10 protein-coding genes are annotated in these 17,142 nt (G+C 31.2%); 3 read left to right on the top strand and 7 right to left on the bottom strand.

Annotation, left to right across the window (positions count from 1 at the left end; translation table 11 throughout):
• Positions 1-3: 3 nt before the first annotated feature.
• From AC2TFD_RS14530 to AC2TFD_RS14515, 4 genes are all read right to left on the bottom strand, one after another.
• The gene (locus AC2TFD_RS14530; protein WP_484676136.1) at positions 4-1,539 is read right to left on the bottom strand and encodes a trypsin-like serine protease; all 1,536 of its coding nucleotides are present in this window, start codon (positions 1,537-1,539) and stop codon (positions 4-6) included.
• 39 nt (positions 1,540-1,578) lie between these two features.
• Entirely contained in the window at positions 1,579-2,865 is a 1,287-nt protein-coding gene (locus tag AC2TFD_RS14525) for an MBL fold metallo-hydrolase (protein WP_484676135.1), read from the bottom strand.
• A 501-nt stretch (positions 2,866-3,366) separates the two neighbouring features.
• Positions 3,367-6,510: an Eco57I restriction-modification methylase domain-containing protein gene (locus tag AC2TFD_RS14520; RefSeq protein ID WP_484676134.1), complete on the bottom strand. Its 3,144-nt coding sequence runs from the start codon at positions 6,508-6,510 to the stop codon at positions 3,367-3,369.
• Between the two features lie 225 nt (positions 6,511-6,735).
• Positions 6,736-7,095, bottom strand: a complete 360-nt coding sequence (locus AC2TFD_RS14515; protein ID WP_484676133.1) for a helix-turn-helix domain-containing protein — start codon at positions 7,093-7,095, stop codon at positions 6,736-6,738.
• A gap of 130 nt (positions 7,096-7,225) precedes the next feature.
• Between AC2TFD_RS14515 and AC2TFD_RS14510 the strand changes: the two genes are divergently transcribed.
• On the top strand, positions 7,226-8,152 hold the full coding sequence (locus AC2TFD_RS14510; RefSeq protein WP_484676132.1) for a hypothetical protein: 927 nt from the start codon (positions 7,226-7,228) through the stop codon (positions 8,150-8,152).
• Positions 8,153-8,418: 266 nt separating this feature from the next.
• Here the strand turns inward: AC2TFD_RS14510 and AC2TFD_RS14505 are convergent, their stop codons facing one another.
• Together AC2TFD_RS14505 and AC2TFD_RS14500 are read right to left on the bottom strand one after the other, a co-directional pair.
• On the bottom strand, positions 8,419-10,146 hold the full coding sequence (locus AC2TFD_RS14505) for an ATP-dependent nuclease (RefSeq protein ID WP_484676131.1): 1,728 nt from the start codon (positions 10,144-10,146) through the stop codon (positions 8,419-8,421).
• 470 nt (positions 10,147-10,616) lie between these two features.
• A complete protein-coding gene (locus tag AC2TFD_RS14500; RefSeq protein WP_484676130.1) occupies positions 10,617-11,312 on the bottom strand; it encodes a hypothetical protein in 696 nt (231 codons plus the stop codon).
• A gap of 219 nt (positions 11,313-11,531) precedes the next feature.
• On the opposite strand from AC2TFD_RS14500, the gene AC2TFD_RS14495 reads away from it, so the two are divergent.
• Together AC2TFD_RS14495 and AC2TFD_RS14490 are read left to right on the top strand one after the other, a co-directional pair.
• Entirely contained in the window at positions 11,532-12,380 is an 849-nt protein-coding gene (locus tag AC2TFD_RS14495) for a tyrosine-type recombinase/integrase (protein ID WP_484676129.1), read from the top strand.
• Positions 12,381-12,723: 343 nt separating this feature from the next.
• On the top strand, positions 12,724-13,575 hold the full coding sequence (locus AC2TFD_RS14490) for a hypothetical protein (protein WP_484676128.1): 852 nt from the start codon (positions 12,724-12,726) through the stop codon (positions 13,573-13,575).
• 1,199 nt (positions 13,576-14,774) lie between these two features.
• Here the strand turns inward: AC2TFD_RS14490 and AC2TFD_RS14485 are convergent.
• A complete protein-coding gene (locus AC2TFD_RS14485) occupies positions 14,775-16,682 on the bottom strand; it encodes a hypothetical protein (protein WP_484676127.1) in 1,908 nt (635 codons plus the stop codon).
• Positions 16,683-17,142: the final 460 nt, after the last annotated feature.

The following is a 17,142-nucleotide window of genomic DNA, read 5'->3' as shown; positions in this document are numbered from 1 at the left end:
GATTTACACCACCTTTGCCAATTCTTTTATAATAATTTCTTCGAACTCTTCAATTGAATTAAACGGTATTGTAAACCAATTAATTTTTATGTCTGCAATTTCAGCTTCTTCCTTTACTATTTCACAAATGAGTTCTTCATTCATTATGCATTCCTTAATAAATCTTTGTTTAAAAATTCCCTCTATAATCTCTTTAGGGTGTCCCTGCTTTTCTATCATTTTTAATATTTTAGAATCATATCCACTAAATACATTTAAAACTATGTTTACCTTTTCCCAATCTCTATCTAATGGGTTGATAAACATTTTCAAATGGTTTTTCAAAATATTATCATCCATATGCTCAGTAAAATATTGGTCAGCAATAAAAATATCATCTTTTACATTCTTTAAATCCTTAAGAATTACTAAAGAATTCTTAACTGCGGCCTCTAGATCTTTTACTAGACGCCCTTCACCTAAATGAATTTCAAGATTATTATCTTTACTTAAGCTAATGTGGGCTTCTATAAAAAAGTCATCACCAGTATTCTCGTCTACACTAATCCTCTTTATAGCCTTCGGAGCTCCAATAACACCCTCTACTATCATCCAAAGAATTAATGAACCTAATTTTTTATTTCTTTTTATTTCTTCTATGACCTTGTTCGTTTTTTTAAACGTTTGTAACATATTAATTGTCGAAGCACCATATTTACTACTGTAAATATCATACAATGTACAAGCGTAATCTATGATTGTTGTTGTCAAATAAGAGGACAATTCATTTATCATGGAATTCCCGTTAACATCATAGTTTACATGATAGGCATTTACCTTAACATTAACATCTTGGACATTGGAACTATATTCAACTTTTTTAAATAAATCATCACATTTCTTTTTTTGCATACTTAAACGATTATAAATTAGGTTATTTTTTGAACCAAATGTTGATTCAATATAAAATTCATCTCTGTTTAAAAACTCAAAACATTTACTAATACTAACCGCTTTGATAGGGCTCTTAATAACACTGTATTCTTCAGTTACGATAATAGCCTTTATTTTCCCGTCAATTATTAAAGGTGATCCAGATAAACCATCTAATCCATATTCCCATTCATCTTTAATATAAGGACTAGTTAAATGAATATCGTATGTTATATTTTCTTTATTTGCTATTTGGAAGATATCACCTTTAAGGTAAAAATTATTATTGTCTTCCCATTCCATTGGAAAGCCTGTGGTTTCCCATTTATCCGTTAGTTCTATACTTTGGTTTGACAGTTCTATAAACTCCGGCACATGTGAGCAATGCTCTTCTAGTTCTAATATAGCAATATCATATTTAATGCTAGAGTCTAGGATTCGTGCTTTAACCCTATTATTATTAAAATTAGTTTCACATAAAAACACTAAAGTAACTTCTTCACTAATTTGTTTATTTTCATCAAGGACGACGTGTCTAGCGGTAAAAGCATATTTACTATTAATTAGGAAGGCAGTTCCTTTTCTGTAGCAGTGTACCTTAGCAGTTATCATATTTAATACTGACATCATACATCACTCATCTCTACTTAAATTTAAAGCTTTTAATCATAACTCAATTGTTGTTACTTCATTTAAGATTGACATAGAAGAATCATTGGTAAATTTAATTTTATAGTTATAACGATTTTTTAAATCTTGATCTTCTATATGTTTAAATAAGTGAATTGGTTTAAAGTTAAAAATTAACTCTTTTTTTATGCTCGGATTAGAAGTTATTATTCTACTTAATGTTTCAATATCTGGGTGTGTAAAACCCCTTCCTTTACCGTTAGTAGAAATGATAAATTTATCAGTTTCAATTAAATCTAATAACTCTTGGCATGTATTATGTTTGCTACCATGGTGAGAAATTTTAACAGCGTCAAAATATAACTTAGTATCCCCAATTGTTTGTAGCAGCTTTTTTAGATTCTGTATTATAATGTCTGTATGAGAATCCCCTAAAAATAATATTTTCTTTCCTTTAAATTCTAATATGAAACAAATTGAACTTCCGTTTACTGTAGACGTATCCGGATCGTACTTTTTTTTAGCTAGTTCCTCAATATTAATTGATTCCCCGGATATTTCAGAAATAATTTTTTTCTTTTTCTTCTTAACTGTTATACCCGAATTATAAATCTCAAAAGCGTCATCCATTATATTGCTACTTTCAACTTTGTGACTAAAACCCATCTCTTTTAATTTCTCTTTCCACTCATGATCTAACTTTTTTAATTTTTCAATATCAGGTGATATTAAGGTTATCGTTACTTCTTCGTTTATGATTATTGATTTAAAAGGCTGAGCCTCTTCCAACACAACAGCTTTATTGAAGAAACTCTTATTCCAAACCTTTGAGTATCCATTCTTGAAAAGTAACCCGGCAAGAGTAGTGCCTCTCAAATAACTAATATCATTTGATTCATTCTTCCCTCTTTCTCTAACGTAGCCCTTACTTATTATGTTATTGAGTATCTGATTATCCTCATCTTTCTGACATTCATTATTACTTGTGTTCATTTTCTTATCAAACTGAAGATGACGGTAACTATTATGCCAAACTTCTCGAATCTCTATTAGATTAGGAGAATCATAATTTCCGTTTTCTTCAAAAAATTTAATACCTCCGAGAATATGGTCGTCGTCTATATGAGTAAACACGAGAAGTGATATTTTTTCCCCTTGCGCGTTTAACTTAATTAATTCCTTTTTAATAGTATTTTTATAAGTTGACATGAATCCCATATCTATTAGGATATTTGTATTTTGGGTTTTCTCTTCGCCACCGCAAGTAATTAAGAAGCTATCACCATAGGAGGCTGGGAACATTTTTATATTTATTAAACTCAAAGTAAACCACCCTTGTTTTATATAACTGGTTCTCCTACAAAATTCCAATCTATTGTAATAATATTCCTTTAATAGTTTATCATAAAAATAATAAGATCACTGATTAAACATAACGACTTTATCACTTTATAAATAAAAGAAACTCCTTTAGTTTCCATGTATGGAAATAGTTTCAAGAATTATTTTTACTTTGCTTAACTTTCCCTTACAAGAAAGAACGCTTTAATCTTACATTATCCCACAACCTCAAAATCCACTTGTGTAATATATTGTCCCCAAAAAACTTACTGCCAATTTTCCTCCGGCTAAAAAATCTTTCGTCCTAATAGAGTAGCTATTACTCTCTATTTTTTTTTTTATATTTCATTAATCTTACATTATCACATCTATATAATAAGCGACTAAAGAATTGCAATATTATCGCATATCCTTATCAGATAAATCATCTATCCTGAGAAAAAAAGAAACCCATATATCGTGTTGACATATGAGTTACTCTACCTATTTATTTAATGAATCCATAATTATTTCTTTTTCTTCCCGATTGATACCATATAAGTTAAATACCATTTCATCTAACTCTTTATCCAATCGATCAATATCATACTTAAGCTGAAAAGCTTCAAATTTTTGAGTTTCGAACAGGTCCTTTAGTTCGAATTTTTGGGTTTCTGTTAATTTTGTCTTTCCTTTTCCTAATTCCTGAATAAATTCTGCAAAGCTCAATTCATAAAAGGAAGACATTTTTGTTGAAATTTTTTTCAATTCATACATAGAAGAAATATATTGAACAAATTTTTCTAGTTTATTATGAAAAGCTTTGTTCTTTTTTAAGATTTCATCAACCTTGGTTACATACGGTGTTTGGTCTTTTGCTTTTAAGATGGGCAAGCGTTCAACATAAATAACTTTCACTTCTGCTAATGGTTTGCCAACCATATGAAAATTTTCATGGCGGAATACCCAATTTAACAATGAAGAGTTAATTAATGCAAGTAGATACTTCTCCGAAATCCCTTTTCTCTCAGGTTTAATTTGAATACAATGGATTGAATTAACCCCAATCATGTTTGTATCATCGTAAACTGCCATTAAACTATCATCAGTACGTCGAATAAACAACTTAGGTTTATAAAAGATTTCTTCACTCCTTGGTTCAGCTAACCATGGACCATATTTAATGTATTCACCACTCCATTTCAATAAATAACGATTTACTTCAGTACCCCTAATAAGAGGGGCCCAATCGTCACCTTGTTTTTCAAAGGAAGTAAATGGTTTGTTATCGACAATTTCTTTTGTTTGTTTTGGTGTACCTTTTCCTTTTTGATAAGGTTTAATTCCTGTTGTAACGTCAGCAAAATAATCAAGTGGCTTAGTTGCTTTAAAAATCTTTTCAACCAATTTCCACTCCATTTCATTTTCACGGAAATGAAAAATTTGAAATTTCCTTTTTACTAAATCCCTATTAGTAAATGCTAACCTTTTAGCTTGCGTTAAGAAGTCAAATTTCCTATTATATTTTTTTGGAACAAGGATAGCTTCAAAAGAGTATTGTTTAGCAGGTGAAGTGACTTTTAATATTGTTATGATTGGTTCAACAACTGCGTCTGGGAACACATGAAAGATTTCAACTAGTTCTTTAATTTCTGACCGTTCATATAAAAAGTTTCGTAAAATATCCCCATTTTCTTTGACCAAGTAGGTATTTGGAGTAATTAGACCAATATACGCCCCTTCATTAACCAATTTATAGATTAGTTCCATAAAAAGAGTATATGTATCAAAATTATATTGTTGAGTTTGGTAATGTTCGGTAATATATTCCTTCTGGATTTTATCTAGCTCTGCACCATAAGGCGGATTACCGATTATTACATCGAAACCACCATTTCCCATAATTGAAGGAAATGCTTTATTCCAATCAAATGCATACTTTCCCGCGATCTCAGGATCTGAAATCAATGAATTACCAACTAAGATATTTTCATCTAGTGAAGTTAAAGCGTCATTCTTATTTGCTGTTTTTATCCATAAGGATAGTTTAGTTAACTCAACAGATTCACTGTTTAAATCAACTCCAAACAAGTTATGTTTAAGAATATGCTTGTCTAAATCAAGCATGCTAATTTGACCTACAAGGGTTAATTCTGACAACATCTTGTTTACTCTTTGTCCTTCTCGATACAAATAATCAAAAGCCTGGTTTAAGAAAGCTCCTGATCCACAAGCAGGGTCTAATATTTTTACATTTCTTAGCGCGTCTTGATACATTTCCCAAAACTTTAAATGCGATTTTTTTATTTTTGATCTTGCTGCCTTTTCTTGACGTGTCATGTGCAACTTTAATTCAGGGAGTGGCGTTAGATTATCTTCACCTAATTCTTTTCTCTTATCTTCTAACCATCTTTCAATTGTTTGTTCGACCATATAACGAGTAACATATTCAGGAGTATAATAAATTCCGTCTTTCTTTCTCTTACCTTTTTTCTTAGGCACTTCTCCACGTATTTCAGCCTTTATTTCTTCAATATCATTAATGCTTTGCTCAAAGATATGTCCTAAGATATTAACGTTTAAATCACTACCAAAGTCATACGTTGAAATATCTTCAACAGCATTAAAAATCTCATCTTTTATTATAAGATTATCTAATACATCATCTTTTTTAAACAGGCCACCATTAAAACGGTTAATATTTAGAGGTGGATTACCTTGATCTATTGAATGGAACAATCCCTTTAATTGAACCCATATCTTTGTTTCTGATAAGTCAAACGAAGATTTTGCAATTTCAATTACCTTTCTAATGATCTTAGGTGGTAATAATTCGGTATCTTCACAGAAACATACAAAAATTAACCTATCCAGTAATTTTTGCGTCTTTTCAAATAATATTAATTCCTCAACAGTAGGGTTATTTTCTTTTAAATGCCCGAATAGTTTTAATCGTGTTTGTTTAAAGTCTTTATAAAAAAGATTAGTTATTTCCTCTTGTTCATTTTCGTTATCTTTATATAAGCGTTCGATTAGTGATTCTTCATCTCGTTTTATGAGATTTTCACTATTTAATAGGTAATAGAACCTTTTAAATTCCTCATCTTCGGTTAGTGATAATATATCAAAAATTTCACATTCGCTTTGGTCACTACTATGATAAAGCCTTATTTCTTTGAAATTTGAGACAATTACCCAATTGCATTTTTTTCCTGACTTTGAGGCATAAGAAAAAGCTTGTTCTACCGGAGTGACTTTTGAATCTCGACTTTGTTGTTTCTTATCTAAATTTGTTTTTGCGTCCTTTAATTCAATCACTACTCTAATATCATTTATGTCTTTAGTAAAGAAACCTAAAGCTCCGTCCGATTTAGAACCATCAACTTTTGACTTCTGTTCTTGATTAATATTCCATAACGAATTTCCATAGCGTTTTTTATATCCTAAGATGTCAGTAAAAAATGCTGTCAAAAAATCCCCTTGGACTGCCTCCTCTTTTGTCTTTTCAAGATTACTGTGTTCAAGACTATACTTCCAATTCTTAATTACTTGTAGCTTATTATCTAAATCAGGAATTTGATTAGAAGTAAAATGAGAAAGTTTCCTTTCTAATAATTTCCGATTAAAAATATGTTTTTGTTCTTTCATATCAGAGTTTCCTCACAATTTCACAAAATATAGTATCTAAGTTACTTCTATATCCTAATACCTATATCCTTTTTATTTTGAAATAATTTTAATAAATTTACACATTTATCTTGCTGCTCCTTATTAAGGAAACTAAAACTGTTTTATGGAGTGGAATATTAAACAATTAAAAGCGTCACATTATTGGTGGCGCTTTGTCTCTAAAAACATTAACTATTTTAGTAATTACTTTTTCGTGTCTAGTAGTTTCAGTAAATCTTTAACATTTTTATGAATAAACGTTATTTCTTCCTCTGTCCTGGATTGTAGCAAATTTATGTGTATTTCTAACAAATTCCCCTTTGATAATGAATCGTTGTCTTCTGTATCTATATGTTTAAAATCAAACAATACCATGGGATTAACCTCTAAGGCTTTGGCTAATCTTTCTAGGGTTTTTAAAGAAATATTTCGTTCCCCTCGCTCAACGCCGCCAATATATGTGTTTTGAAGTCCGACCCTTTCAGCTAACTCTTCCTGAGTGTAGCCTTTTTGTTTTCTATAAAACCGAACATTTTCACCAACTAATTTTAAAAAATCTGACAATGGTATCACCTCTCTATCAGATTAGAAAAGGCAAAGACCACGAAACAGACTATCAAATTATAAATTTTTAACGAAATAGTACTTATAAGTATTATTTTTGGTATAATTTCACCTATAGTGAGGTGGAAGTATGAAAAAACCTAGCAAGGAACAGTTGCTGCAAGATGTTTTATCAGACTTGACTTGGGTTGAAATAGCAAAAAAATATAATTATTCAGATAGCAAATTCCTAAGAAAGTTAGCTGTAAAATGGGATTTACCTAAGAGAAGAAAATTATTAAAACCAACAAAAGAACAATTAGAAAAAATGATACTTCAGGATAGATTGAATGCTTATGAGGTAGCAACTAAGTTGGGGTATGCAGAAAATGGATGGAGTTTAATCTACAAATATTGCAGAGAATATGGGATTCCGGTTGATAACAAACCATATGAGGATATTAGAAGGAATGATCTCTCATCTGTACAGAAATCAATAGTTTATGGAACACTGTTGGGTGATGGTTCGCTAAGAAATACATATAAAGATAGTTTTGCTTTAGTTATTGCTCACGGTAAAAAGCAGATTGAATATTTAGAATGGAAAAGAGAAAAATTACATAACCTCATTATCTTATCAAGTCCTAAGAAAGCTGAGCCGAGGTGGGAGTACAATCATGCTCCTGTTTATTCATATAATACAATCTCACATCCCTTCTTTTCAGATTTAAGGAAAAGTTTTTACCCCGAGGGCATTAAGACAGTAACAGCAGATTGGTTAGCTAAAGTGGACGCATTGGCTTTAGCTGTTTGGTATCTGGATGATGGCTCATTGAATAGACGATACGGTACGGTCACCATAAGTACCAATTGTTTTGATTATAATGAGCATATTATCATGCAGAGTTGGTTTAAAGAAAGATGGGATATTAATGTGATTATAGAGCCGCAGAAGAGCAAGCACTCTCAAAACGAACAATATAGATTAAGAATTAACAAAAGTCAGGCTGGACATTTTTTAGAAATAATAAAGTTCTATGTACCAAGTTGTATGAACTATAAGCTAGGTCAGGCTTAAATTACTCAAATAATATATACAAGAAAATTTCTTGCAATACATAAAAAAAATTCCAACACAAAACTGAATGAAATTACTAATCATACAAAACTAGCACAGAGGTAAAATAGAATTGTAAGAAATCATGTATACAAATCCGTTAAGTTAGATAAAAAATTGCCGAGCTGCTCTAATATGTAATATTGGAGTAATAAAATAAGCTTATCATAACTTTTCGATAAGCTTAATTCAGTCCTATTAAACATGTAAATTAATGTTTTGGAATTCTATTGAGAGTTTTTTATAAAATCGGTAAGTTCTTTAATGAATTTATATAAGTCAGATTCTGAATCTATCACTTCATAGTTATTTACTACATGCTCTGCAACAGTAACCTTCTTGAACTTTTGAGTTAGTTTCCTTGTGATATCCTCATATCTTTCCTTATTTACTTGGGGATCAAGACCATGTTTTCTAATTTGTTCTTCAGTTAAATAAAGAAGTGTGAACTTTGTATCAAAAGAATCGTTTTTTGTAAACGAAAAATCTTTAGGTAAATTTTTTGAATCAGGCAAACCCAAATCTATATTTACCTTTTTTTCATTTTCATCTTTATAGGATACGGACGCCCGCTTAAATGCTTCACTACACAAGGATTTTATAAAAATATCTTGGTTAATATAATTTTCTATCTCTCTACCACTAGTTATATGATATCCAACATACTTCTTTTTCTCTTTAGAAAGAGAATCAATATAGTCAGTAATTTGCTTTAATCTGTTTTTAAAACTCTCATGTTCTCCATCTCTATCTCGATCAGCTACCAAATATGCATATCGACTAGTTTGTATGAGATCTAAAAATTTTATATTAACCATTTCCATATCATCAACAAACACACTATAATGATCTAACAACGAACCACCGTACATAATATAGGAAAAATGTTTTCCTTCTAGAAGCTCAGGTGAAAGAATTGATATCCACCGATTTAGATATATTCTATCACTAGGTCCCTCTACCCAGATAACAACATTACTTTGTAAAATTTGAGACGCTTTTACTCCAATTGAATCTAAAGTAGAGAAAATATCTTCTTTTTTGAAACAACGATTGACTGTCGTCCTTCTATCCTCAGGGTCCAAAGTAATTCTTGTAATTGTACTTTCTTCATCCAGTTGGTCCATAAATGCACTAGAATGGGAAGTAATAAAATATCGATTATGTTGTAATAACTGATCAGTATTCAAAATATTAACTAAAGAGACTACTGCCTTATTATGTAGGTTTGTTTCTGGTTCCTCAATGAAAAAATTCGCGCCTGGTAATCCAAATTTATTTGTTAATTTAGTATTATAATAGAGATATGTAAGAATCTTAACAGCTTGTAGAACCCCTGTGCCTAGTTCTTTCAAAGGAAAGTCTATGGTTGAACCATTATGTTTAATTTTAAATGTAATAGTAAATTCACAGCCTTCTAGATCTACAACCACTTCCTCGTCTAATATGTCTTTAAGCCAAGTATTCATTTTAGAACAATAATCTTCTTTCATTTCTTTAAGGTTCGGCCAAATATCAAATAAATTAATCTCATCTCTCTCATTCCCAATAAAAAAAAGCGACTCCAAAAAGTATTTTTTATAGTCTTCATCAGGTGGTAAGTTATCAACTACAACTAATTCATCAAGTTTTCCTTGGCTAAACTGCACCGAAATGCTTCTATTACTTTCTAGTATGACAATGTCCCTTATTCCGTCAAAATACTCTTGTAACCGTAAGAATGTATCATTTTCTGTATTTATTTCTCCATCCTTAATCGCCCTAAAATATTTTATTATATTTGATTTTCCATTATTGTTAGGTCCAATAAATAAATTAATCCTTTTGTATATTAAGTCATCCTCATTTATTAAGAATCTTGAATTCAATTCTTCGGGTGTTGGTGGATTAAGCATACCAACAAGTGATCTATAATTTGTCATATTAAAACTTTTTACTCTATAATCGCGTAGCATAACGTGCTCCTCCTCATCAATAATGAAATTGCCCATTCAAGATGTCCTAATTTTAATTTCAAATGGAAAATTCCCCCACTAAATAATACAGCAATGATACTCTTTTAACAATAAATTGAGCGGGTAAATCCTTCTACCATCATTTTCAACAAAAAGTCTGTTTATCCATCCATCCACCTACCAAAACATTTAGTTAAATGTAGTAACTTACTTATATTAACTAACCATTTAATCACTACAGCCTGATAATCTGGAAAAATTTTATCAGCGACTTAAGAAAGGATTTTACTAATTAGACAGACTGACCGGGAGGCTAATAAAAAGTACCCGTTAAGGGGGCTACCCCCCGGGTACTATTTTGCGTGTTTAATAGATTCAATACATAATACATTGTGCTATATAAAAATACATTATTATCATTCGACTTTTAGAATTAAAAATTCCCGAGAAGGAAATGGGGAGAATGATAGTTATCTACCTCTGTTATATTGGACGTTCCAGGTGGGTTTTAGTTTCATAATCATAGCAGTTTCTAGCGCTATAACCGTTTCTACATCTTCTGCAGAATCCCCCACTATTAGCATTGATAGACGCACACGACCTGCATTTTCATTCATCTTCTTTCCAGAACCATGAGTCCGTGCGCTGTCACTTTTTCTTACATAGTCCCTCAGTCGTTTTCTAAATCCACCATTGTTGTACTCAATTGCTTTACCAACGTATGCTACTACTCCATTCAATTCAGCTTTATATAAGCCTATGTGTTTGTTATATTGGCGTAGATCTTCTAAAGTAAGTGAACTTAATATCCCCAAATTCACCCATCTACTATTCCATTGTGAAACAGTTTGCCCCTTAAAGGTGATCTCACCATTGGAATTAGACTTAACAGTATTAGACTCAGTGTTTCCTGTATATATTTTAACCTTCGCTCTCTCAATTTTAGCCTTTTCCTCCTGAACCTTCCTTGAAAATTCAGGGTCTTTCATCCTAGTTGAATTTGCTGCTTCTGCTATTTTTCTTTCATAATTTTTTAATTGTCCCATTCTATCTTTTTGGATAGAAGCTTGTTTCCTTGCTCCTTCTTGCTGCAAGGTTTCCATAACTTCTGGTGCTTTATCAATTGCAATTTCAATAATCTTGCCAACTTTATCCCAGAATCCCATTTGTATTTTCTCCTTTGTTTAAGTAGTTATATTTTACCATTTATATTAATTGAAATTAATATATTTTATAGATTTATTTATGTACTTTCCGATAATACAACATAATATAAATTATGTTGCAAAAACTATCATTCTAGTCTACTATTTATTTGTAAAACGCAACATAATTTACTAGAATTCAAGAAAATAAAATGCAACATAATTTACAGGAGGAATAAAATGATCAAAAAATTTGATAAGTATCTGCACAATCATGAATTGAGCGAGAATACGATAAGCAGCTATGCGCAGCATGTTAGAGGCTTTTTTAATTGGTTTGAGGAATCTAAGGGAACAGATTTCAAACAGTTACATAGAGAGAACGTAAAAGATTACATATCGTATCTGAGAACTATCAAGAAATCTAGCCCCAAAACGATTAACGCCAAAATTAGCGGTTTGATTAAGTTCAATGAATTTTTAATTGAAAATGGTACCCAAAAGGAAATGGTTGTTAGTAAGAGGGACAATCTGAAAATACAACAACAATACGCTTCACTTGCAAAAATTGATGTAAAGGATGTCGAGAAATTCAGGCAATTATTACTTGACCAAGGGAAAACCAAAAGGGATCACTGTATTATTACCCTCTTTGCCTATGCAGGACTGCGGATTAGTGAAGCACTCGACATTAAAATGACTGATTTTAACGCGGTATCTAGGGAGTTATTAGTTAGGGGTAAGGGTGATAAGGCTAGGACAGTTTTCATGTCAGATAAGGTCATTACAGCCCTTAGAGAGTGGTTAAAAGAACGGAAGGCACTTGACGGTGACTATTTATTTATTTCTAACCGTGGGTCCAAACTGAACCGTACTGTTATTAACAAGCTATTTACAACCTACTCGAAGCAATTGAGGAAGGATATTACCCCTCATGATCTAAGGCATTTCTTTTGTAGTCATGCGATATCTAAAGGAATGAGCGTTCACGAGGTGGCTAATCAAGCTGGTCACAGCAATATTCATACAACACTGCTTTACACCAACCCATCTAAAACAGAAATCATTAATAAAATGAATCAATTGTAAAATTAGGTACGATTTCGTACACAAAAATCTTCTGAATTTCAGACTGAGATTATGTTTTATAAAAATATCAGTAAATATATACATTCCTCGTATATAACTATATATATATAATAATAATATATAAAATAATAATTTTTTTTATAATTTTTTTTATAATATTTTATAGAGTTGTTTTATGTATATTTCCGTACCTATGATGGGAAATTCTAGTAAACAATCTTGTAACCAACCTTTTCCCTGGTAGGTATTGTTCTACCAATATTTATAAAACCTATACTCAGACATTACATTATTTTATAATAATATTGATTTTAAATTAAACAGCGAGGGAAGTTATGAAATAATGAAGAAAATTTTTTTAATAGTATTTGGCTTTAGTATATCGCTTTTAGTTGGCTGTTCAAGCATTCCAGGTGTTGATGAAACAAAGTTAGAGGATGTAGCTGCTGCCATTGAAAATGATGATTTATTATCTGAATACTTGTATACGGCACAACCCTATCAAGTAAATAGAGATGGAAATCGAGCTAATTATAAATTTATTGGCTCACTAAATAAATCCTTTGATGATCTAACCGAAAAAAAACAATATGAATATATGAGAAGAATGTTAACTATTTCAAATGAGAAAATTGAAAAGGTGAAAGAAGACTATCAAGGAGAGCTCTATTGTGGTGAAGATTATAGCTGCAATATAATGAACTTTGAATTTGACACCTCTGAACATGAGTACTCGATAGATTACAACTCTGTGAAAGATACTCTTTTAAAATTAAAAATAGATGGGGAAATAGCTTATGACCCAGCCATAGATGAAACAACTGAGCCAGAGGTTGCTTCTACCAAAGAATCGAATGAAGAGGTAAATGTTGAACCTTCTTCCGGAGTTGAAGAATCGGCGGATACTGTGGGGACATCGTACCCTTACTATGCTAGTATTGCAAATGCTACTGGAGTTGAGTGGGTTCAATTAACAAGTGAAGATAAAAATTCTATGATAGAAGAAGGAATTTATAATTTAGAAAGCCATGGTGGTGAAGCCTTAGAAGAAGCAGAGTGGTTTATTGATGCCCTAAATGCCTTTTATGGTAACGGTACAACACCTGAAGACCAAGCGGTTGCTTCTGAGAAGGTTTCAGATGTGTTTTGGATGTCAGGTTTAGGCGGTGGAGCTATTATCCCACCGGAGGAATAATACAATTATACTTTTAATCTGAGCCCTTTACCAAGAGGGCTCTTTTTTGAAGGCATTCAATAACAGATCATAAAGCGCTAACCAGTTATCCAACAGGTCTAGAGTGAAAGACCAAGCAGCAATCGAATTTTTTTTATAACTCTTGAAGAGACAATTACACTTTCTGTCGAAGTTCAGATTTAGGACTACATAAAACAAAAGCACGGCTACTAAGTTAAAACCTGTTAGATTGCCCATATGAAAGAACTTAGCGGTCTTAACCCCCAAATTTCACCTAATAGGCAGTCACAAAATGCTAGGGTACATCCTTGTCCTCCAGACAAACAGGACGACCTTAAACAAGCTTTTAAGCACTTTAATATGATTTAATTTACGGATCCCAAACACAATAAAAAAGTAAGAGCAGCAATACGTAGCCCTTACTTTTTTTCTTATTTAAGATTTGGATGAGGGTTCATAACCATTAGAATTTCAAGAGCAGTCATTTCAGGTAAATGTTTAACAAATTCCATTAATTTTAATCTAGAAGTAAATGTAAATGCACCAATTTCATGAGTAGGAACTTAGCAACCCCAATCTCCCCCATTAATAATCTGATATAGTCTCAGTAAATGCATGTTCTTGAGCTTACCAGATACAACTGCTACACCATGTCGATTGTCAATTGGGCTAATAATAATATTTTCAATTTTTCTTCTATTTAATACACCGTAGCTTAGCTCTTATTAATGCTTTCTAAGAATGAACTCAGCGATAACTATAACCATTACACTTGTTAAGAACTTAACCGCTACAAATACAAAAACATTGAAATAATCATGTATTACTTATATTCAATAAGCACTAACCATTTCTAATATATAGCTACATTACAATGTATTAAGTAGTGATAGAATACAGTAAAGTGGTTAACATTCATCAAACTTTTTAAATTACAAATATCCCAGTGCATATGGAAGATTTAAGAGACTTAAGGATTATAGTCATGCACTAGTACATTTCAACGAAAGAAATGAAAATTACGTGCTATCCGTTGTATCCATTCTGCTCATAAAGTCATTAGACGTTATTAAATAATCAATGGTTATGCAGGATTGGCTATTATTCATTCGTGTTATACCAAAAAAAATGATACTGAGGAATGCTCTATTAATAAAATAAGACCTATCTCGTCATGAGTTAGGTCTTTGCCATTTCATTTATTGTTCCATCTCTTTAATACATAAGTCATCATTTATTTTAATGATTATTATGACAAACAGTTTAAGAATCAAGTAGTAATCTATCTCGTATTGTTTCTCATCATTAGTATTTGTTCCATGTAAGTATTTATTTCGAATGTCATGACCATTGGTAAATTTTGATTTATTAAGATAATAATCAAGATAATCTTGTTCATTTCTTGAAAACAGGCTGTTTTCAAAATTAACAAGATTGCCAGTGCTTAAGTCCTCTAGCAATACTTGTATATCCTTAGGATAATACCAATAACTCATTACCTCACTATAATACAGTTCCTTAAGAACATAGATGACTCTCTGGTCTACAAACTGTATGTGTCCCGTGTTACTTTCACAGATTAAGTCATTATCAAATAACCATTGCATTCTTTTCAATTGATACTCTTGAAAATCACTTCTAGTTAACTTATTAGAAATTATCAGTTTGAAAAAATTCTTATATTTCTTATCTTTATTTGGTAAATAGAATATGCTACTCTGGTCAGAAAACAATAAGAATGAAGCTGTTTTATACCAGTCACTAGAAGAGTAAACATACTTCTTTTTATTAAACGACTTAATATCTTTAATTTTAAAACTTGAAGATGACATTTGAATTAAATCTTGGTCTATAATCCCGTCTTCAATCAGCGTATTATACTGTTTAAAAACTCTATCTATCTCTGGGAGAATAGTTCTACACTTTTCGAAAAATGATGCTTCACTCGAAGGCATTTTAACTATAAAATCTTTAATTTGAAATTCTTCTTTCACATAAACATCAAAAAACCATTCAATCATTTCTTCCAATCTTACACCAAGAATATTTAAAACATTAACATAACTATGTATCTCAGCATTTGACAACATTTCTTTGAAGTAAAAAGAGGATGATTGGTAATATAAGTGTTCCGCTTGTTGTCTAATTGCTGACTCTAGAGCAGAGCTTTCACTTTTTTTTGAATCGAATTCTAATCTCATATTTCCATCAACAAATCCAAATAGATAAATAAAATTATTCCAAAGTGTAGGGTAATCAATGTTTTCTTCTAGCCACTTTCGACTTACCTTGATGTCTGCAGTTCTACCATCCATAGTAACTAATATGGCTTCATCTTGGTCTTTCGGATAAGAAATCATTACTCCCGATTCAATACCTGTTTCGTGATTAAAGATATTTTCTGCCTCTTTTTCTGCTTTCCTCTTGGCATGCAACTTGATTTTATCAGGTATTCTTAACCCCTTGTTTGGTGGAAAATTAATGATTTTTCTCAATACATTTATATGAACTAGTGGTGAGTCTATATATTCATCAATCAAACTTAATATATCTGTTTCATTTAAAGATGGTGGCAAATATACATCATTCTCTTTTGAATATTTTGACAGAATTGTTTCTGCATTCCTAGAGTCAGATAATAACACGCCTTTAACAGCTTCATTAAAATACTCAGTCAGTCTCTTAAACTCGAGTACTGAATAAATGTGTACATTTTCCTTTTCAAGAAATCGTCTAAAATTATCTATTTCAATTCTTTTATATATCTTGTAATCTTCAAGAACTTCAAAGAAATCATCTGTGTAATCAAAGTCAATTTCATCATATAGATTGATAAAGACATCCTTGTAACAGCCTATAAAAATGCCGATTTTTTTCTTTATTTTCTTCTCATAAGTGTTCATATCAATACTTGTCTCTTGTACAATATGGTTACTAAACCTTTTAATGTTTATGTATTTTAAAACATTATGAAATTCTAATAAATCAGTGATACCCCATTCAGAATCAATTGCCTTGTTATTAACTTTTTCTATTATTTTTTCTAGTTCCCAACCACATGCCATATCATGCTCAGAATAGAATTTAATCCCTGAAATGTTTCTCACCTCTTACACAATAATTTCTTTCTTATTCCTATTATATACATTCTTCTTTTCGTTTTGGAACAGGTAAGATTGGGGCTAAGGTTGTATTAGCACCTTTTAACCCCTTAGAACCTCAACATGGCTTACTCGTATTAAGTAGTACGGATGATACTCTTACCTCTTGCACATTTACCTACTTCAAGCATATGGCGGTATTAAATATCACAAGGTTAACGAACTGACCACTAAAGCGTTTACTAACTTTGCAGCAATGCAATATTTCCTTTCCAAGTTTTCAAATTATGACTTAGATATGCATTAAGAAGTCTAAAACCCAATAGAAAAAGGCACTCTTTCTTGAGTGCCTGCATCTTATTTGAACAGAAATTCTTATTAAGGAATGGTTAAATAAAATGAAAGGATGATTGTGATTTCTACTACTCGTTGTTAACAATTAACGTCTTTTCCATATTGTTTTTAA

Source organism: Neobacillus sp. plas4, from assembly GCF_057221695.1.
Note: the sequence above shows the minus strand (reverse complement) of the source record. Positions and strands in the feature narration are given on the sequence as shown.